The 20,762-nt window shown below is 44.2% G+C and carries 18 protein-coding genes and 1 other RNA gene; 14 read left to right on the top strand and 5 right to left on the bottom strand.

The genetic code is table 11. The features are described from left to right. Positions 1–42: 42 nt before the first annotated feature. Complete coding sequence (gene ppgK / locus GTQ38_RS03570; protein WP_161434117.1) at positions 43–804, top strand: polyphosphate--glucose phosphotransferase; 762 nt, start codon at positions 43–45, stop codon at positions 802–804. Here the strand turns inward: ppgK and typA are convergent. After that, positions 801–2,600, bottom strand: a complete 1,800-nt coding sequence (gene typA / locus GTQ38_RS03565) for a translational GTPase TypA (RefSeq protein WP_161434116.1) — start codon at positions 2,598–2,600, stop codon at positions 801–803. The genes ppgK and typA overlap by 4 nt on opposite strands. A 103-nt stretch (positions 2,601–2,703) precedes the next feature. After that, positions 2,704–5,103: a TonB-dependent receptor domain-containing protein gene (locus GTQ38_RS03560; protein ID WP_161434115.1), complete on the bottom strand. Its 2,400-nt coding sequence runs from the start codon at positions 5,101–5,103 to the stop codon at positions 2,704–2,706. A 193-nt stretch (positions 5,104–5,296) separates the two neighbouring features. On the opposite strand from GTQ38_RS03560, the gene GTQ38_RS03555 reads away from it, so the two are divergent. The 4 genes from GTQ38_RS03555 to GTQ38_RS03540 are packed head-to-tail and all read left to right on the top strand — an operon-like array spanning position 5,297 to position 9,969. Further along, a complete protein-coding gene (locus GTQ38_RS03555; protein WP_238857785.1) occupies positions 5,297–6,358 on the top strand; it encodes a sensor histidine kinase in 1,062 nt (353 codons plus the stop codon). Further along, positions 6,355–7,077: a LytR/AlgR family response regulator transcription factor gene (locus GTQ38_RS03550; RefSeq protein ID WP_161434114.1), complete on the top strand. Its 723-nt coding sequence runs from the start codon at positions 6,355–6,357 to the stop codon at positions 7,075–7,077. Before GTQ38_RS03555 ends, GTQ38_RS03550 begins: the two co-directional genes overlap by 4 nt. A gap of 54 nt (positions 7,078–7,131) precedes the next feature. Next, positions 7,132–7,950, top strand: a complete 819-nt coding sequence (gene kdsA, locus GTQ38_RS03545; RefSeq protein WP_161434113.1) for a 3-deoxy-8-phosphooctulonate synthase — start codon at positions 7,132–7,134, stop codon at positions 7,948–7,950. A gap of 48 nt (positions 7,951–7,998) precedes the next feature. Next, entirely contained in the window at positions 7,999–9,969 is a 1,971-nt protein-coding gene (locus GTQ38_RS03540; RefSeq protein ID WP_161434112.1) for a DUF3857 domain-containing protein, read from the top strand. 669 nt (positions 9,970–10,638) lie between these two features. On the opposite strand, the gene GTQ38_RS03535 is transcribed toward GTQ38_RS03540, so the two are convergent. Then, the gene (locus GTQ38_RS03535) at positions 10,639–10,998 is read right to left on the bottom strand and encodes a DUF1801 domain-containing protein (RefSeq protein WP_161434111.1); all 360 of its coding nucleotides are present in this window, start codon (positions 10,996–10,998) and stop codon (positions 10,639–10,641) included. A gap of 21 nt (positions 10,999–11,019) precedes the next feature. Between GTQ38_RS03535 and GTQ38_RS03530 the strand changes: the two genes are divergently transcribed. Continuing rightward, positions 11,020–11,994, top strand: a complete 975-nt coding sequence (locus GTQ38_RS03530; protein WP_161434110.1) for a transglutaminase domain-containing protein — start codon at positions 11,020–11,022, stop codon at positions 11,992–11,994. Here GTQ38_RS03530 and GTQ38_RS03525 read toward each other — a convergent pair whose 3' ends face one another. Next, positions 11,995–12,273, bottom strand: coding sequence for a hypothetical protein (locus GTQ38_RS03525; RefSeq protein WP_161434109.1), 279 nt, complete (start codon positions 12,271–12,273; stop codon positions 11,995–11,997). It lies immediately after the preceding gene. A gap of 202 nt (positions 12,274–12,475) precedes the next feature. On the opposite strand from GTQ38_RS03525, the gene GTQ38_RS03520 reads away from it, so the two are divergent. The 7 genes from GTQ38_RS03520 (at position 12,476) to GTQ38_RS03490 (ending at position 17,499) form a co-directional block, all read left to right on the top strand. Then, complete coding sequence (locus GTQ38_RS03520) at positions 12,476–13,588, top strand: Sb-PDE family phosphodiesterase (RefSeq protein WP_161434108.1); 1,113 nt, start codon at positions 12,476–12,478, stop codon at positions 13,586–13,588. Positions 13,589–13,679: 91 nt separating this feature from the next. Then, positions 13,680–14,324 (top strand): hypothetical protein, encoded by a 645-nt coding sequence (locus GTQ38_RS03515; RefSeq protein WP_161434107.1) that lies wholly within the window; start codon positions 13,680–13,682, stop codon positions 14,322–14,324. A gap of 24 nt (positions 14,325–14,348) precedes the next feature. Next, entirely contained in the window at positions 14,349–14,639 is a 291-nt protein-coding gene (locus GTQ38_RS03510) for a winged helix-turn-helix domain-containing protein (protein ID WP_161434106.1), read from the top strand. A gap of 47 nt (positions 14,640–14,686) precedes the next feature. Then, complete coding sequence (locus tag GTQ38_RS03505) at positions 14,687–15,142, top strand: Coq4 family protein (protein ID WP_161434105.1); 456 nt, start codon at positions 14,687–14,689, stop codon at positions 15,140–15,142. A 10-nt stretch (positions 15,143–15,152) separates the two neighbouring features. Next, entirely contained in the window at positions 15,153–16,547 is a 1,395-nt protein-coding gene (locus GTQ38_RS03500; protein WP_161434103.1) for a DUF4153 domain-containing protein, read from the top strand. Further along, entirely contained in the window at positions 16,544–16,852 is a 309-nt protein-coding gene (locus tag GTQ38_RS03495; protein WP_161434101.1) for a hypothetical protein, read from the top strand. Before GTQ38_RS03500 ends, GTQ38_RS03495 begins: the two co-directional genes overlap by 4 nt. Beyond that, a complete protein-coding gene (locus tag GTQ38_RS03490; protein WP_161434099.1) occupies positions 16,849–17,499 on the top strand; it encodes a DUF1361 domain-containing protein in 651 nt (216 codons plus the stop codon). Before GTQ38_RS03495 ends, GTQ38_RS03490 begins: the two co-directional genes overlap by 4 nt. A gap of 1,230 nt (positions 17,500–18,729) precedes the next feature. On the opposite strand, the gene GTQ38_RS03485 is transcribed toward GTQ38_RS03490, so the two are convergent. Continuing rightward, on the bottom strand, positions 18,730–19,935 hold the full coding sequence (locus tag GTQ38_RS03485) for an NAD(P)-dependent oxidoreductase (protein ID WP_161434097.1): 1,206 nt from the start codon (positions 19,933–19,935) through the stop codon (positions 18,730–18,732). A 293-nt stretch (positions 19,936–20,228) separates the two neighbouring features. On the opposite strand from GTQ38_RS03485, the gene ssrA reads away from it, so the two are divergent. Beyond that, positions 20,229–20,628, top strand: a transfer-messenger RNA (tmRNA) gene (gene ssrA / locus GTQ38_RS03480). Positions 20,629–20,762 lie beyond the last annotated feature (134 nt).

Raw genomic sequence — 20,762 nt, 5'->3', positions numbered from 1 at the left:
AAGCCCAAAAGGCAAAACCAACCAAAATTAGCAGCAATCTTCATGGAAGTTCTTGGTATTGATATAGGAGGATCCGGGATCAAAGGAGCCCTGGTCCATATGGAAACAGGTAAAAAACTGACCGAAAGGTTCCGAATTCCCACCCCTCCATCCCGCAAACCGGAAGAAATGGCCGAAGTGGTCGCACAAATCGTTAAACATTTTGATTATAAGGGCCCGGTAGGGTGTGGCTTTCCTACAGTAATTAAAAAAGGGGTCTGTAAAACGCCTGGCAACCTTCATCCTTCCTGGGAAGGGGTTAACGCTGAGGCGCTGTTTGAAAAGGCCACGGGACTGGACTTTACCGTTATCAACGACGCGGATGCGGCGGGATACGCGGTTATGAACTACGGTATTGGCAAAGGGCGGAATGGCTTTGTGGTCATGATCACCATTGGAACCGGCTTAGGCAGTGGCGCCTTCCTGGACGGAAGACTGATCCCAAATTTTGAATTGGGTCAAATCCCCTACAAAAAATACGAAAAGATAGAAACCTGGGCAGCGGGTTCCGCTATGGACAGGGAAGGTCTTTCCTATAGAAAATGGGGTAAGCGATTCAACAAATTCCTTGAAATTGTGGAGTTGATCGTCTCACCGGACCTGATCATCCTGGGCGGAGGGGCATCCAAACACTTTGAAGAATACCGGGACCAGATTACCATAGAGACCGAAGTGATCCCTGCTGAGCTAAAAAATTACGCTGGTATTGTGGGTGCGGCAACAGCCTGCCTGATCTGTCATCCGGAACTGACCACTGGCAGTTAGTCCGGCTTATTCCTCTTCCGGTCTACTTCTTTCAGGAAAATTTTTCTCAGGCGGATGTGTTCCGGAGTAACCTCAACATATTCGTCCTTCTGAATATATTCCAGGGCCTCTTCCAAAGAAAACTTGATAGCCGGGACGATCTTTGCTTTTTCATCAGCCCCTGCAGAGCGTACGTTGGAAAGCTTCTTGGTCTTGGTGACATTCACCGTCATATCGTCACCTCTGGAATTCTCCCCGATCACTTGTCCTTCGTAAATATCTTCCCCCGGATCGATAAAAAAGCATCCGCGTTCCTGAAGTTTATCAATGGAATAAGGTATGGCCTTGCCGTTTTCCATAGAAACCAGCGAGCCGTTCTGGCGTTGCGGGATATCTCCTTTCATCGGCTGATATTCCAAAAAACGGTGCGACATAATAGCCTCTCCGGCCGTAGCGGTTAACAACTGATTTCGCAGGCCAATGATCCCACGGGAAGGGATGGTAAACTCGCAAACCATTCTTTCTCCCTTGGCCTCCATACTGTTCATCTCTCCCTTTCGGACAGAAACCATCTCTACAGCCTTGCCTGAAACCGTCTCCGGAAGATCAATAGTAAGTGACTCTACCGGCTCGCATTTAACCCCATCTATCTCCTTGATAATTACCTGCGGCTGTCCGATCTGCAATTCATAACCTTCGCGCCTCATGGTCTCGATCAGGACCGAAAGGTGCAAAACACCACGGCCAAAAACCATAAATTTTTCCGCGCTATCAGTTTCCTCTACCCTAAGCGCCAGGTTTTTCTCCAATTCCCGATCCAGTCTTTCCTTGATATGCCTGGAAGTCACGTATTTGCCTTCTTTCCCAAAGAATGGGCTATCGTTAATGGTGAAGAGCATACTCATTGTAGGCTCATCTATGGCAATGGTCTTAAGGCCTTCCGGTTGTTCAATATCCGCAATGGTATCCCCAATGTCAAAACCGTCAAGCCCCACTATAGCGCATATATCTCCTGTGGCCACTTCTGCTACCTTCTTTCGTCCCAGTCCCTCAAAAGTAAATAGCTCCTTTACTCTGGATTTTACAATACTGCCGTCCCTTTTTACCAGGGAAACTGCTTGTCCATCCTTAAGCGTGCCTCTCTGTAACCTGCCTATGGCGATCCTTCCGGTAAAGGAGGAGTAATCCAGGGAGGTAATTAGCATTTGGGTGTTTCCGACTTCCGGCTTAAAGCTCGGGATGTGTTTCACGACCATTTCCAACAGAGGCTCTATGGAATCTGTCTCTTCCTTCCAATCAGTACTCATCCAGTTATTCTTGGCTGAGCCATAGACCACAGGGAAATCAAGCTGCCATTCCTCAGCGTCCAGTTCAAACATCAGGTCGAAAACCTTTTCATGCACCTCATCCGGCGTACAGTTTTCCTTGTCTACCTTATTGATCACCACACAGGGCTTTAATCCCATTCCGATGGCTTTCTGAAGCACAAAACGGGTTTGCGGCATTGGACCCTCAAAGGCATCTACCAATAGCAGCACTCCGTCTGCCATGTTCAGGACACGTTCTACCTCTCCTCCGAAATCCGCGTGGCCAGGGGTATCAATGATGTTGATCTTAGTGTTTTTATATTGAACCGATACGTTTTTTGAAACAATGGTTATGCCACGTTCCCGTTCAAGGTCATTGTTGTCCAGGATGAGTTCTCCGGTCTTTTCATTTTCACGAAATAGCTGGCAAAAATGGAGGATCTTATCCACCAGGGTAGTTTTCCCGTGGTCTACGTGGGCGATTATGGCAATATTCTTTGTATCGGACATAGCTGCGTTTTTCAGCCTGCAAAGATACGCCTATTTTTTACAGCAAAAGCCAAAGTGATGTTATTTTTATCTTATTGATTATGAGGGGTTTTTGTAGCTACCCTTATATTCTATCCCGTTCATCTTCCAGGCCGGTTTTTCGATTACGCGCTTTTTTGATCTCGCTACGGCCAAAATCATAAGTGAGACTGAAGGCAACTCTTCGGGAATCACTTCCTCCACTACCATCAATAAACAGATCGCCAAATTGGGTAACTCCCCTCCAGGGTACGGTAAACAAGAGGTCGTTAACCGCGAGTCTGGCTGTAAAGCGATCATTGTAGAACCTTTTCTGAACCGCCACGTTAAGTGAACCCTGAGAACGTGTTTGATAAGTCCCTCCCCAAATGGATGGAGAACTGTACCAGCCTGAGACTTCCATACGCCACTTTTTGGGTAGTGAAAACGTATTTTGCGCATAGAGACCCAAAGACTCCTGGCGTACCGGCAGGAATTCCGGACTGGTGGCCTTATAATTACTGATATAGGCATTCAGGCTGAAATAGAGATCCCACCAGTTCAGCAGTTTCTTGGGGTAAGATATCCCTAGATTCAATACCTCCTGATCCGCTACATTAAGAGTAGTTAAAAAATTAGTGCTTTCCCCCTCGGCCACAGTTACTCTGGCAAAGAAATCCGAAATGTAAGTATAACTCAAGGATGTGGTTAACCTGTAGTTGTAGGTATGTGAAAGTTTGATATTGTTCGTATACTGAGGTTGCAAAAATGGATTTCCCTTGCTAAATGAAAGTTCGTCTAACTGATACTCAAAAGGATTCAAGGATTGATAGTTCGGACGTTGGATCCTTCGGCTATAGGTCAGCGCAAACTGATTCTTTTGGTTCAACTGGTAAGTAAGCCCGCCTGAGGGGAAAAGATCGGTATAATTTCGTTTAACCCTGTCATCTTCATTCTGCTGTGCGCTCTCAAGATTACCATCTGAAATGGTATTCTCAATTCGCAATCCGAATTGCAGGTTCCACTTTCCCCATTTACGATTGAAATTGAAGTAGCCCGCATTAATGTTTTCATCGTATTGGAACTGGTTACTACGGCCCGGATCCAGAATAGGCTGGCCATTAAGTTCATTGAAGACATCAAAAGTATTGTTGGTGGTTATAAATGAAAGCTTAAACCCGAGTCCCAGTACGCCCTTGAGGAATTTTTGCTCGTAATCTGCCTTTATTGTGGCAATGTCGATATCTATGGGGGTCTCCTGGAAAGTAATTCGCTCACTAATCACAATAGAACCCATCCCGTCAAAATAAGTATTCGGCAGAAAAGCATTCCGGTCACTGTTGTATCTGCCATAGTCCAGATCGATATTTACGCTGTATCCCAGCGAATCGGCATATCGGTAATTCAGATTAGCATTGATGTTGTAGGAGGTATTGTCTGTCTGGTTCAGAGCAACCAGTATACTGTCATTTTCCACCGTACTGGCCTCACGGATGGGAGTAGTGGTATTGTTGGTATTGAAGCTGTTGTTGAAATTGCCATTAAAGATTGCCCCCAGAGTGTGTTTGGAACTCAGATAGTAGTCGTATCCCAGTTTGAGGTTGTTGCTGTTTCTGTCGTAAATGCTGGTTGTCCTGGCATCAAACTGCGTATTGGACTGTGTTCTTAATAGGTTAATAAATCCGCTGGTCTTCCCGAAACGGTTGCTGTAGGTACCGTAAAGATTTCCTTTTTTACCCCTGGTATTGAAATTCAGGCTTGAATTATAGCGTACAAAATCCCCGGTAGTAGCCCCGTTTGTAAAGGTGCCATTAGTGCCAAGGCTTTTGTCTTTTTTTAGTTTGATATTGATTATGCCGGCATTTCCGGCAGCGTCGTATTTTGACGAAGGTTGAGTAATGATCTCAACAGCTTCAATATCTGTGGCCTGCAGGCTTTCCAGGTAATTCGTGAGATCTTCCCCCTGAAGTACAGATAATTTTCCATCAATAAATATCTGTACACCTGTTTTTCCTTCGACAATAATTCCTCCATTATTATCCATAATGACCCCCGGAGCTTTTCTCAGCAGTTCCAGGGCACTTGTCCCGGTAGCGTTGATCGTATTTTGTACATTGAAAACGGTTCTATCCGCTAATACCTCAACCATGGGTTTCTCCGCGGTGACCGTCACTTCGGACAATTGCTCTGTGGCAGTGTCCAGGATAAGGAAACCGAGGTTTACGTCTGAATTGTCCAGATTGATATTTTGTTGGAATGTCGCGAAACCCACGCTGCTGATCTGAAGGCGGTAGCTTCCTGTTTTGATGTTTTTCAAGGCGAAGAAACCATCCTCTCCAGTAGTGGTTGCTTTTACCAAGCTACTGTCCTGAAATGCGTTGAGCAATACCGTGGCATAAGGAATAGGTTGTTTCAGATCGGAGATGACACTCCCTGTGATGTCTTGTGCGTTTGAGGTTAAACCGATTAAAATAAGGCTAAGCAGCAGTAAATTTATCTGTCTCATGTTCGTCTTTTTTATAGATACACAAATATTGGCCTTTGGATGAGTCTCGGAAAGTGAAACCAGACCAACTGGCCTATAGGGCGTTAAAATGACCGGGGCAATTCGTCGACAAATAGGTCAACTTATCATTTATCATTTCCAGGATAAGCGGATTCTGGCTAACTTTTGCGTTATAATCATAATTCCGGAGTTTATGATGGATCGAAAGTTGTTTTGGGGTATCAGAGTAAAGGAAATCATTGTGTTATTGCTCTTTTATTTCTTTTTTGCCCTGTCGTACTATTTAACCTTAAGGTTGAGCCAGGCGGATTTCATCAGGCCAGGTGAAAATTTCTTCGATCTGTCTGAATTCTTTGATGACGGGGGGCTGCAATATCTATTGTTCTTACTTTCCACAATCCCCATATGGTGGTTTATCTTTGTCAAGATCAAAAAAAAGCCTATACAATGGCGTTTACTTACCCACATCATTACCCTTCCGCTGTTCGTTTACATAAACCAACAGTTGTATTACTACCTGGCGGATCTTTTCGGTCATGGCCATTTAGGCGGAAGTGGAAAAATATGGGATGTATACATTCCTGCTCTGCTTTACTTTATTCAGTTCGGTTTTTTTCACGCTTATGAGTATTTCCGCGAGAACCAACGCAAATTGAGGATTGAGGGGGAACTGCGTCAGGCTGCTTTAAAGAGTGAATTAGCCGCCCTTAAAGCACAGCTCAATCCACATTTCCTATACAACGTCTTTAACACCATAAATGCCTCTGTTCCAGCTCAAAATGAAAAAACCCGGCAGATGATCGCAAAGCTTTCAGACCTGTTCCGATATCAGCTCCAGGCATCCGGTCAGGAATTGGTCAGTCTGAGAGAAGAACTGAATTTTGTTAAAAAGTACCTGGATCTTGAAAAAGAACGTTTTGAAGACCGGCTTAAGATCAGTATCGATGTGGAAAAGGAATTGCTAGACGAAAAGATCCCCCCTATGCTGTTACAACCACTTGTGGAAAATTCTGTGAAACACGGGCTTTCCAGTCTGATAGAGGGAGGATCCATTAGTATCAGGGTTTTTAAGGAGGGAGAACGTCTTAAATTTGAAATCTCAGATACCGGAGTGGGTATAAAAGATAAAAAGAGCGCTTTTGAAAAAGGAATCGGACTGACCAATACCAGGGCCAGGCTTCAGAAAATGTATCAGAGCCAGCTTGAGCTTTCGGATAACATTCCGAACGGCCTTAAAATCCAATTTGCGATATGAAAAAAGTGATTATCGTAGATGATGAGAAAGCCGGCAGGCAGCTGATTAAAGAATACCTTCATGACTATCCCGATATGGTCTTACTGGGGGAAGCCAACAACGGTGTTGATGCGGTTAAGGAGATCAATAAATTCAAACCTGATATTGTTTTTCTGGACATTCAAATGCCCGGGCTTACAGGTTTTGAAGTGCTTACCCACCTGGAGGAGATCCCAAGAATCATATTTTCAACCGCTTACGATAAATACGCTTTACAGGCTTTTGAAGTACATGCCGTAGATTATCTTTTAAAGCCTTATACCAAGGAGCGCTTCGCGGTAGCCGTGCAACGGCTGGAATCCGGGAACGAGCAAGTTGCCTCCCTGACCAACAGCCTGATCATGGAAAGACCGTCCTATCCGGAAAGGGTGCTGGTACAGTACAACAAGAAACTGATAACCATAGCGGTGGAGGATATACTCTGGGTTGAAGCATATGGTGATTATTCCAAATTGCACGTAGGAAAGGAAGTTTATCTCAGTAACTACGGAATTTCTACCCTGGAGGAAAAATTGGATCCGAATCATTTCGTCAGGGTCCACAGGTCCTCACTAATAAACCTCAACGGTGTCAAGGAACTGGACAAATACGGCAAAAGTTATGATGTTACCATGCTTAACGGTGATGTGGTTAGGGTGAGCCGGGGTTATTTGGATAAGATCAAGAAATTGATACTGTAGGAACAGGTCGGGCTTTTTACTTCTATTCTGTAACTTTGCCGAAAATTCTACCGAATGGATCTTACCAAAATACCCAAGCTGAAGCACAGCATTAGTAGCAACTTTTTTTTACTCTCCGGGCCATGTGCCATTGAAGGTGAGACTATGGCTTTACAAATCGCGGAGCGCATCGTAAAAATCACAGAGGATCTAAAAATCCCCTATATATTCAAGGGAAGTTTTAAAAAAGCCAATCGCAGCAGGGTAGATTCCTTTACCGGGATCGGAGATGAAAAGGCTCTGAAGATCCTCAGGAAAGTCTCAGAGACTTTTGATGTACCTACGGTAACCGATATTCACGAAGTGAGCGATGCCGAAAAAGCAGCAGAGTATGTAGAGGTGCTTCAGATTCCGGCGTTCCTGGTCCGGCAGACAGACCTGGTGGTGGCGGCAGCAAAGACCGGGCGGGTAGTAAACCTCAAAAAGGGACAATTTATGAGCCCGGAAAGCATGAAACACGCGGTTCGTAAGGTTACAGATTCAGGCAATGAGCAAGCCATCATCACAGACCGCGGGACCATGTTCGGGTACCAGGACATGGTAGTAGACTTCCGAGGCATACCGACAATGAAACAATACGCCCCGGTGGTACTGGACGTAACACACTCCTTGCAACAGCCCAACCAGGCTTCAGGGGTTACCGGCGGAAGACCGGAACTCATAAGTACCATGGCCCGTGCCGGAATCGCGGCAGGAGTGGACGGCCTTTTTATGGAAACGCATTTTGATCCGGCAAATGCCAAAAGCGATGGTGCCAATATGCTTCATCTGGACTTGCTGGAAAAACTACTAACACAACTGACCGCTTTGAGGACTACTATCAACTCCTTATAATATTTTCCTCTTTTTACTGTTATTGCAAAACAACCAAACCAATTCTGTATGAAAATTCTTTATTTCCCCCTTCTGTGCTTGTTCCTATGTGCCCAGAGCGCCATAGGCCAGAAAAAGAAAGACAATTTCGGAACCCTTAATATTGAGGAAAGGAACTTTACCTCTTATGAAAAAGATCCATCCGCAAGTGCCGTGGTGCTTTACGAAAAAGGAGATAATTACTTCGAAGTCATTGACAGATGGGTACGGGTGGTTAAGGACTACCACGTAAAAATTAAAATACTGGACGAAAAGGGTTTTGATGAAGGTACTGTCTCCATTTGGTTGCGCAAAGGAGAAAACAGCAAGGAAAAATTGAAAAATCTAAGGGCTGTCACGCATAACGGTACGGTAAAGACCAGCGTGATGCAGAACCAGGTATTTCACAAAGACGTGAATCAATATTGGATGGAAAAGACCTTTTCCTTCCCCAACATCAAAAAAGGTTCGGTTTTAGAATATCAATACAAAATTATCTCTCCTTTCATTTATCATTTTAACGGCTGGGATTTTCAATCTCATATTCCAAAGCTGTACAGCGAGTTTAACGCCAGGATTCCCGGCAATTATATCTACAATAGAACTCTGGTGGGTACACTTAAGTTGAGTAAAGATGACGCCAGCTTAAAAAAAGACTGTTTCCAGGTAGAAGGTTATCCTAATGCAGCAGATTGCGAGGTCTTGCAATACGCCATGGAAGATATTCCAGCCTTTAAGGAAGAAGAGTTTATGTTGGCAGCTTCTAACTACAAATCCAGATTGGATTTTGAGCTTTCTGTACACCACCGTTTTGACGGGGTTACTGATCGTTATACCAAAAGCTGGAAGGATGTGGATAAGGAATTCCGTCTGGATAAAAATATCGGCAGACAACTGACCAAGAAAGGATTTTTTGAAAAGCAGGTACCGGAAAGCCTGCTAACGGAGGGGGATGAGTTGAGCAGAGCCCAGAACATCTATAAATTCGTGAGGGACCATTACACCTGGAACGGTAAATACGGGATCTATCGGGATATAAGGGTAAAGGAAGCTTTTGAGGACCGCAAGGGCAATGTGGGCGAAATCAACATTACGCTGATAAACCTTCTCAATTCCGCGGGTATCCCTACCAATCTGATGCTGACATCAACTCGCAAACACGGGATGCCCAAAAAGATACATCCGGTCATGTCCGACTTTAACTATGTGCTGGCCAAGACCGTAATTGATGGCAAGGATTATTTTTTAGATGCGACGGACAAGTTCAACCCCTTTGGCATGCTTCCGTACCGCTGCCTGAACTATTACGGGCGTGTGATGGACTTTAAGAACGACAGTTACTGGGCGGACATACCTGTTGCAGAAAAAAGCCGGTATATAGTACGGGCACAGGTAAAGCTGGACCCTGCAGACGACAAGGTTTCAGGAATATTTGATGTGGTAACTTTCGGGTATGACGCTATCAATCGGAGAAAAAACATTTCGGAGCAGGATGAAGATGCGTTTTTGGGAGAGATGGAGGATGAAGTAGGAAACGGCTTTGAGATCACCTCTTACAAACTTATACCTGAGCGCACCGATGAAAAGATGGTATCCGAGCGCTTTGAGTATGAAATAACCGGCCTGGCAGGCGAAGAAAAGATATACCTTGATCCGTTTTTGATCAAGTTCTTTGACAGCGATCCGTTCATAACTGAAGAGCGTCATTTTCCGATAGACTTCGGCTATGCCAGGAATTACAATTATTCCTTGAACATCATCCTGCCCGATGGATACGAAGCTGCGGAACTCCCTGAACCCAAGGTTGTAAAACTACCTAATAACCTAGGCTTACTTAAGTTCGATACCGGGGTAAAGGGCAACAATCTTAACATATATTACAATCTGGTTATCAAATCGCCTCACTTCACTTCGGACTATTATCAGGCCTTGAAGGAAATCTTTAGCTACGCCCTGGATATTCAGAATAACAGCCTCATTGTTTTGAAGAAAAATTCTTGAAGATAGTAGGAAGGCTAATTGCAGATGGTAATTAGTTTTAAGTGTTAGATTTTAAGTTGGAAGGCTACTTTTTGTTGAATAGCCTATTTATTGGGTTGAAAATTTAGGGGTTTTACTGGTAAGGGGACTCTAAGTCCCACCCCATTCTCAAGTTAATGTTTGGCACTGCAATTCAAAAGCAGGAATACGATTTGTCAATTTGAGGATTTGAAGATTGAATGTTTGGATCGTTAGACGGTTGGATGGTTAGACTGTTAGACGGTTGGACCGTTGGATTGATAGAGCGTTAGACAGATAAATAATTGGATGGTGAACTGATTACTGTTCACTGATTACTGCTCGCTGATTACTGCTAACTGCTCACTGCCTACTGAAACCAGGGTTCTAAACCCCTCCCCATTCTTAAGTTAATGTTTTGCACTGCAATTTGAAAGCAGGCGGGTGAATTGCTGCAATGCTTTCATTTGGAAACCGTGATCAAGGAAAAGTATAAGCCTAAGTTTAAGTTCAAGCTCAAGTACAAAGTCAAGGTTTTAAGTTGGAAGTGTTAAGTTTTGGGGTGTTGGGTTGTTGGATCGATGGACGGTTGGATTATTGGATAGTGAACTGTTCACTGATTACTGTTCACTGATTACTGTTCACTGATTACTGATTACTGCTCACTGCCAACTACTTAAAAAACCCTTTCTCCCTAACCGAATAAGCATCTTCCAGAATGGCGACCAGAATTTCGTTATTTACAGCCTCCAGAGTGTGATAACGCAGCGTTTTCATGACCTTTCGGCCTGCCGTGGTCATATGTTCCGGATATACGGTGAGGTGCGCGGAATTCCAGAATCCCAGATCCACATAATCCTTGGTCTGGTTCATGTAGCAAAATGGCTTTCCATCGATGTAATAAAAGGGGATCCGGTATTTGTACTTTAGCTCTGCACCAGGTAGGGTGTGTTCTATAACCGACTGAAGATGAAGCATTATACTTCTAAAAGGTTCACATTGTTTTAAGATATATTCTTCCGAAGGTTTCATATATTTAAGTGCATGAAAAAGATGGGGTTCAAGATATTATTTTTTCTTTTCTTTCCTGCTGCCGTATTTTGCCAGGATTTTTCCGATGTAGACAACAAAGTGATGCGATATCCGGACTTCGAGTCGGTTACAGACCTGAGCTATCGCATTCAGAATGACTTTAATGAGGACGTCCAGAGGGTCCGGGCGGCTTTTTTCTGGGTTACCCAGAATCTTACCTATGGCAAGCATTTGGAAGACGATTTTAGAGGAGAAGCCTTTGGATCATACGCCTTCCCCACCAGTACACAGACACATATTGATAACCTTGTACAATCCAAGATAAACAGGGCTTTCAATGCTAAAAGAGGAGTCTGCATTGATTATTCCTTAGTTTTGAATGCGTTGTTTGAACAATTCGGACTCAAATCAAGGATCATAACCGGGGTATCTAAATCGGAGATCACCAAAACCAACCCCCAGAGCATTTTCAAAGATCACTCCTGGAATGCGGTGAAAGTGGATGGTCAATGGCGTCTTATGGACCCTACCTGGGCTTCAGGGCTGGTGGATCGTAAAAGCAAGCGGTTCTATCGACTGTATGAAGATCATTATTTTTTTACCGAACCCGAAGAATTCGTCAAGACCCACTTCCCTATTCATCCGGAATGGCAGTTGCTCAAAAACCCGGTAAATGCAAGTACCTTTTTCAGTGGACCCATTTTTTATCCGGAGTTCTTTAGGAAAGGTATTCGGCTCTCCACCGAAACAGATGGGATTCTAAGTCTATCCAACCCAGATGAAAACTACATCCACTTTGATGAACTTCCGAGGCTTCACGGTATGACCTATACAATAAATGGTCGGGATGAATTCAAAAGACTGGGACTCAAAAAGAAAAATGAAAAAGCCTACATCTCTAAGATCCATTTAAAGCGAAGATTGAAAAGAAGTTATGATTTCCTGACGGTTTATATGGATAATAAGCCCATACTGAATTTCAAGATAGAACCCTGACTATTTATCTGAATGTACGAGAGATTGCTGATTGATCTCTCTGTCAAAATCAAATGCGATTCGGCGCGTATATCTTACCGGGGTTTTATTGGCGATGCTGATCTGTCGGGTTTCCAGGTTTACATCAAAATAGAAACAGGAAAAATCACCACAACACTCCTGCTCCAGTCTCGCCATCAGGAAACGCGTAATCTTTGGTCTTAGTTGGTATTCCAGCTCGATACATCTCTTTTTCAATGTATCGTCTGCCTCTGCGGTTGATATCCAGTTAAACTTCATGCGCAAGCTTAAAAAGCTACGGAATATACTATTTTAATCTTTATGTAATGCTAAATCAACGTTATCTTTCGATATACGCTTGACTTTTTGCGATTTTGTTCCTTTCTGCTTTAGAAAAATAACAATTTAATCACCTTACAATCTATTGCGGATTGGGACTTTAAGAAGCCGTTAATTAACTTTAGCCTAAACCACCAAAAAAATGAAAGCCGTTTTTACATTCCTCACTACAGTTTTGATGCTCAATTTCTTAACCGGACAGCACCGACATGGAAGACTGGATCCACTAAAATATCCGGATATAGAAGGTTATAAGACACTAAGCACCGACTTGCACCAACATACGGTATTTTCGGATGGCAATGTCTGGCCAACTATTAGGGTACAAGAGGCTATTCGTGAAGGCCTGGATGCCATATCACTTACGGAACACCTGGAGTATCAGCCGCATAAGGACGACATACCCCACCCGGACCGCAATCGTGCCTATTTGCTCGCAGTTAAGGAAGCCAAGGATAAAGGCCTGTTGATCATCCACGGCTCCGAGATCACCCGTTCCGCCCCTATCGGGCATAGCAATGCGGTTTTCATTTCAGATGCCAATGCGCTCATGCAGGAAGAGGCGGCTGCTTCCTTTTCGGAAGCTAAAAAACAGAATGCCTTTATTTTTTGGAATCATCCGGCCTGGTACGCTCAAAGTCCTAAAGGAACGCCTATTTTGAGTGATTTTCAGAAAGAACGCATTAAGAAAGGTGAGTTGCACGGTATCGAGGTCATCAATTCTTTTGACTATGCTGAGGAATCCCTCTCCATTGCCCTGGAACAGAACCTGACTATTTTGGGGACCAGCGACATCCATGGGCTCATTGAATGGGATTACATAGAAAAAGGACACCATCGCCCGATTACCCTGGTTTTTGCCGAGGAAAAAAGCCTGGAGTCCATACAAAAAGCCCTTTTTGCCGGTAGAACCGTGGCCGTCTACAACTCATTAATGATCGGGAAACCGGAATACCTGGAACCTTTGCTTCAAAAGTGTTTGAATGTGACGGAGGCCAGTTATATTGAGAACACCCAGATACTGAAAGTGGTCCTGGAAAATGTTTCCAGCAGCGATCTTTTGTTCGAAAACCAAATGCCCTACACCTTCTACAGTAGTTCTCCCGTCTTTAGCATTCCCGCCGGAGGCAACTATACACTTCAGATCAAGACTTTAGAACAAAAAGAAGAGATCACCCTGGCCTTAAAAGCCCTGAAAGCCTACACAGCCCCTAAGGTACAACCGGTTATCCGATGGACAATCCCGGTTGAATAACAAGAAACACCGTATTATGCGATCTAGGTTTGGTATATCCGAAAACTTTTATTTACTTTGTTTTTCAAAGTACTTTAAAATCTGATATATAATGGAATCAAAAAAGTATTTAGACGACATTTCCGAGATCAAGAATATGATGAATAAGTCGTCCCGGTTTATAAGCCTCAGTGGGCTTTCCGGAGTAATGGCCGGAATATATGCATTGGGAGGCGCATGGTTGGCGCATTCCAAGATCAGTGCAGACCGTATGAGTGCCTATAGCGACCTTTCGGAAATGGAGACCATCTTACAGGAACGTGAGCTGACCATTGAGTTACTGATGATCGCTGGAGGTGTTTTGGTTTTAGCACTTGGAACGGGTATACTACTTTCCATCCGTAAGGCAAAGCGGGAGGGGGAAAAGATATGGAACCATTCCAGCAAGCGGCTTGTGATAAACTTTTTTATTCCGTTACTTGCCGGAGGACTTTTTTCGATAGCCATGTTGCAGTACGGCTATCTCAGCCTTGTTGCACCGGCCACTTTGGTTTTTTACGGACTGGCCTGTGTAAACGCCAGCAAGTATACCTATGGCGACGTGCGTTACCTGGGTATTGCCAATATTGTCTTAGGTCTTATCGCTACCCAGTTTGTGGGTTATGGATTGTTTTTCTGGGCGATGGGCTTTGGTGTACTGCATATACTATACGGAACCCTGATGTATTATAGGTACGACAGGGCAAAGCAGGATTAAGGTCGATATCCGCAGGGAACTGTTATGAGTATCATAGACAACATAAACAAAGCGTTTGACCACCGGATCAGGTTAGGGATCATGTCCGTGCTGATGGTGAACGACTATGCCGATTTCAATATGCTGAAGGAACTACTTGGGGCTACAGATGGAAACCTTGCGAGTCATACGAAAGCCCTGGAAAAGGCAGCCTACATCAAAGTTGAAAAACAATTCATTGGCCGGAAACCGAACACCCGCTATACGGCCACAAAATCAGGCAAAGAGGCGTTCAAAAAACACATTGACGCCCTTGAAAGACTGATAGGAAAATAAAAAATTTTATCTATTTACTTTGTTTTTCAAAGTACTTTATACATTTTATGAGAGCAATTATTCTGGAGAGTCTTTACGAGTGGAGCAAGAAACCCTATCAAAGGTTTTTAAAACAAAATGCTCCCTGGCCGGTAACCGTCCGGGAACTGCTCCGCTATCCGGAAAGCAGCCTGGGATTTCACCTTGCCTGTTTTCTGATGCAACACAGCTTTGACATACAGCCCAAATTGGAAAATCACGATGTGTTCCACGTACTGACAGGAACCGGTATCTCGGTGCCGGAAGAGATCAGTATGCAATATTACCTGTTTGGGAACGGAAAACGCAGTTTATATCTGTTTACGGTGATTGGCATAGGTACCCTACTCTACCCGGACGAACTCTCACGTTTTTTCCAGGCCTTCAGACGAGGAAGGGCGGCTATGCCTTTCCACCAGTTAGACTTCTCCAAACTATTGGAACAACCTATAAAACGAATTCAAAAAGCATTTTCAATTCTTTAAAACCATTCTTATGAGAATTCATATCAGCTCCTTATTATCCGGTCTTATATTCAGTCTGCTGTTTTATAACAAAAGTATCGGTCTTAATTTCTTACTTATCTCCATAATGGCAGTTGTCTTATTATGGACCCTCGGGCGAAAGAAAACTTTTCCCTGGCCTTATGCCCTGGTGTATCTTTTCAGCGCTCTGATGGTCTTTATGGAGCCATCCGGCTTTCAGATCTTTGCTTGTCTTGCCGCCTTGTTTATGTTCATTGGGAAATATATAGGGCCAGAGAGTTCTTCATATCTTTCAGCTTTTGTCGGACTGCTCAACCTTTCCGGGGCATCCTTAATCAACAGGGCAGAGCGGCAAAAATCCGAAAAGAACAAAGTCAAAGGAGTTTTACCAAAGACCGCTATATATCTCAAAGCAGGTGGTTTAGCAGCTATACTATTCCTATTTTTTGGTATGCTATACCGGCAGGCCAATCCGGTTTTTGAGAAGCTTGTAAATGACATCGACCTAAGCTTTATAAGCATTCCCTGGGTTTTTTGCACTTTTGTGGGTTATGCATTGTTCCTTCACCTGCTCAGACCCTACCAGCCTACTGTTTTGTTTGAACAGGATGCTGCCCAGAGCAACGAACTACCCAGACCTTCCGAAGCATTTCCCGAAAAGCTGTTAGCTAAATTACGGAATGAACACTCCATAGGAACTGTGATCCTCGGGGCCCTGAATCTGCTACTGGTTTTTTTCCTGATCACTGATCTTATCTATTTGCTTCGTCCGGACATTGTTTCTAATTCGGATTACTCCAATTCCGTACACCAGGGAGTTTATGCCCTGATGTTTTCCATAGTCTGTGCAATAGCTATAATACTGTATTTTTTCCGAGGTGATCTCAATTTTTTTGAAGGGAACCGGCAACTCAAAAACCTGGCCTTTCTATGGATCGCCCTGAACATCATTCTGGTGGTTTTTACGGGTATCAAGAATTTGAGTTATGTCACCGCTCTTGGGTTGACATACAAGCGAATTGGCGTGTTTGTTTACCTGACTTTGGTACTGATGGGCCTGGCCACCACCTATGCCAAGGTGGTCAAGAAAAAGAGCTTTGTGTACCTGCTTAGGACCAACACTAATCTGGTGTTTGCCTGCCTTATGCTTTGTTCCGCTTTGCCCTGGGACCGTGCTATTACTTACTACAACCTCCACGCAATCTCAAATCCGGATATACATTACCTCACCAGTCTCCGAGCCAGCAACAGCCGACTGTTGTATGAGTATTCCATGAAGCCTGAATCTAAAATCCCGGACATGCGGAGGCAATCCTTGAAAAACCGCTATGTCGCATTCCTCAAATCAGAGTCAGACCGAAGCTGGCAGGAATACACCTGGTATCAACTCAATAAGCAACCATGAAAACCACGAAGTATTTTACTCATAGAAGCTGCAGAGCGGCATGTAGGCTATCCCTGTTCTGCGCGACATTGGGAAGCCTGCTGTTCCTTGTCGCCCTGGTAAGTGACCACGAGATAGTAATAGGATTCGGGCTCGTATTCCTTTTCCTGGCCTCACTCTCCAGTACACTGATGTTACTCCTGCTTTTTGTATTTGCCCTGATTCATTTCAGGCGGTTACAAGAGTTTTTATCCGCAATGGCATTACTTCTTCTGAATCTGCCTTTAGCGCTCTTATATTTTAATTTACTAATTCCACATTTATGAAAGTTTTGATCAATAGATTATACAAACGGAACATACTGCATTCCCAACTCGTCCTGGCCATTGGCTTTGCACTTAGTTTATTGGCTTTCCGTATTTATGTTACGCATTCGTTTTTCTATTCCTTTCTCGTCTGGAACTTATTTCTGGCAGCTGTGCCCTATCTGATCACCCAGGGATTTAAAAACTTGCTCTGGGCGTTGCGAGGGCGATGGAAAGTTTTGGTTTTTGGGCTCTGGCTGCTTTTTCTGCCAAATAGTCCCTATATCATCACCGATCTGGTACATTTACACAATGAGCGTTCTGTTTTGTTGTGGTACGATCTGTTCCTGGTTTTCGTATTTGCACTTACCGGCCTGGTTCTGGGCTTATTGTCAATGTTAGATATTTATAAAGTTCTGGCAGTGCGATTTTCCAGCAGAATGGCAGAAGTTGCCCTTTTTCCTATTTGTCTTCTCTGTGGTTTCGGGATCTATATGGGTAGATTCTTACGATTTAATTCCTGGGATGTATTTTCCAAGCCTCTGACACTTTTCTCTGAGATAACAGCCAGCATTCAGGAACCTAAGGCCTGGTTTATGACTCTTGGTTTCGGAGGATTTATATGGGTGCTATTTGTTCTGGTCCGATCGTTGGCATTGCGGAAGTGAGATGGAGGATAGATTGTTGGATGGTTAGATGGTTAGACGGATAGATGGTTGGATTGTTGGACGGATAGACGATTGGATGGTTAGATGGTTGGATTGTTAGACAGTTAGATTGGTGGATGGCTGAGTGGTTAGACGGTTAGATAGTTGGATTCTTGGACGGTTGGATGGGTGGATGGTTAGATGTTTAGACGGATAGACGGTTGAATTGTTGGACGGTAAGACGATTGGATGGTTAGATGGTTAGATAGTTGGATTCTTGGACGGTTGGATAGGTGGATGGTTAGATGTTTAGACGGATAGACGGTTGAATTGTTGGACGGTAAGACGATTGGATGGTTAGATGGTTAGATAGTTGGATTCTTGGACGGTTGGATAGGTGGATGGTTAGATGTTTAGACGGATAGACGATTGGATGGTTAGATGGTTGGATTGTTAGACAGTTAGATTTTTGGATTGCTGGAATTTTCGACGGTTGGAAGGTTGGATGGATCAGGTTCGTGTACGTTGTGATGTTCATGCCAGTTAAATGTTTTTTAATAAGAACACTATTTACTGTTCACTGGTTACTGAAACCGGGGCCCAAAGCCCCACCCCATACTCAAGTTAAGATTTGGCACTGCAATTGAAAAGCAGGAATACGATTTGTCAATCTGAAGATTTGAAGATTTGAAAATGAGCAAGTGTAAAAACGTAAAACTGTGAAACCGCTTGCTGCCAACTGTTTACTGTTCACCGATCTCATCCTCCATAGCCTTTGCGAAGGAGGACTGCTAACTGCATACTGAAAATTGGCTCGCCAATTCTCACGGGGTTTTCAACCCCACCCCAAACTCAAGTTAATCCTTGGTACTGCATTTTTATAGCAGGAAGACTATTTCTCAGTTAGAAAATGTGGCAATGTGAAAATTAGAAGGATTGGGTATTTGTAAAACTGTTAAATTGAGGAATTGTGAAGCTCACAGCATATCGCTACCGCTCACTACCCATTTATCCTGCTTAACGAAGAGAAGAAGGACTATTTACTTTTTCAAGTTTAAACATAAGTATAAATTCAAGATTAAGTTGATGGGCGTTAAGTTGTAGGTTTTGAATTTTATGTATTGAATTACGAATGTGGAAAACTGCCAACTAACCACCGTAAACGAGGCTTTAGCGAAGGAGGACTGTTCACTGTTTACCGATTACTGTTTACTGATTTGTGCCAACTGTCAACCGCCAACTGCCTACTGATCATTCCTTTCCTTCGACGTAATCCTGCAAATAAGCATACCGCTCTGTGAGCTTTCCGTTCTGTGTCATCCTGGCACGTTCCAGGATGCCTTCAGCATCCCCGTTGAAAAAGGCCGGAATAACATGTTTTACAAAAGCTTCCCCAAAACCTTCGCTGGCGTCCCTTGGGAGCTCCGCGGGAAGGTTATCTACTGCCATCACAGCTATAGCGTGCGGGCTGGTATAGGGTACTTCTATTTCTGCTGCGGGATGGTATCCATAAACCGGGTCGGCAATGGTTGAGGCTCTCAGCGTGGTGGCTACAGGCCCGTCAATATCGCAGCTGATGTCGGCCACGACTTGTATATTGAAATCCGGATGTTTTACATCTGCACGGGTATAAAGGTAAGGGGCCCCGTCTCCGTAGAAATGTCCGGCAATATAGAGTTCTGAAACTGCAGCAAAACGCATAAAAGTGGATTCGTATGCCTCAGGATGGTCAAAGAAATCCTGCATTCCCAATTCCGTTCCGTCTTTGCGGCGGTTATAGTCTAAAACATCGATCTGGCAGTATACGGGTTCGTCAAAGTCCTTTTGAAGGTAATCTTCAACGGCAACTTCACGCATACCCATTCCATCCAGCATTTCTTTAGCGCCATTCCCTACCCTACCCTTTCCGGTAAGCACTACTTTTATGTTTGGTAATTGTAGTTTTTTTAGCTCGGAGATCAGCGCTTGCCGGTCCTTCAGGTCTATGGCCATTGGCATATCAAAACGTCCGGTTTTGAGGCCATAAGCCCTAAGGCCGTTATAAGCTCCAACAATACCCGCGTAGCGACCAAAAGCCACCAGACGGATCCCTTTGGCATTGGTGATCACCTCATGGTCGTACAATTCGATATTCTTTTCCAGGATGGCGCGCAGTAGTTCCCGGTTATAGGGCTGTTTTTTGATGGTATGCGAAAAGAAGAAGTACTTTTTGTCAGGTACCAGGGCTTCTATGGGCACTTCTTTTACACCCAGCAGCACATCGCAGTTTTCCATAGTATCGCTTAGGGGTATCCCGGCTTCAAGGTATTCTTCATCGGCAAAAACGCGAATGGGCGAAGGTTCGGCATTGATCTCTGCCTGAGGATAAGCTTGTAATACGGCCTGACAAGCTTGTGGAGAAAGGACTACGCGGCGGTCCGGCGGATTTTTGCGTTCCTGAATGATACCGAATTTCATACTGCTGGAATAGGTTTATTAAGTTATGCGTTGTTGTAGATATGAGTCAAAATGGCAATACGACCATTCTGGTATTATTTTTGACGAAAATAAAAGGAATCACGAGGGTACGCAAACATTTGATACACGGATTCCGGGTGGGGCTGAATCCTGTTGAAATTGCGTACCTTTGTTGATTCGTCTTATACGATCTTTGATAACGAACAACAGGATTGAAGTCCCGAAGTCAGACTCCATGCCGAGATCGATTCCGGACAGTTCACCTGTGATATGCACAGCGTATCAGGTTCACTGGGGCCGACTGGTTTTGACAGCGAGACCAATGGCGATGTAAGCATGTCGAGCGCTGAGATACAGCTCGTTAATCTCATGACTCACACCTTTTAAATGGCGAGTCTAACTACGCTTTAGCTGCCTAACAGACTGAATTACAGTAAGTCTTGGCCTAGTCCCGCAAGGCGGGAAAGCTGAATGTCCCTGGGTAGCCCTTGTTGACGGCGACCCACTCAGGGGCACCATAAATGTCAACATAGCGCTTTTACGGCTTCGGTAAGGGCGTAAATCTTAAGAAGCTAAGTGTGTAATGGGCGGTTTTTGGTCAGTTACACATCGAAAATCGAACAAAGACTAAGCATGTAGAAAGCATGGCTGTTGCTTGTTTGGACGAGGGTTCGAATCCCTCCGGCTCCACCTTCGCCCACCATAGCTCAGTGCCAACTGAGCGAAGGTGGGCTTTTCATTCTTCCTCAATAATTCCCATTTGGGTTAGCAACAGCGGGCTTCGGTGGACGCAGTCCACATCAATTGCCGAAAATATTTAGAATCAA

Origin of the sequence: Poritiphilus flavus (assembly GCF_009901585.1) — a bacterium.
Classification (GTDB): domain Bacteria; phylum Bacteroidota; class Bacteroidia; order Flavobacteriales; family Flavobacteriaceae; genus Poritiphilus; species Poritiphilus flavus.
Note: the sequence above shows the minus strand (reverse complement) of the source record. Positions and strands in the feature narration are given on the sequence as shown.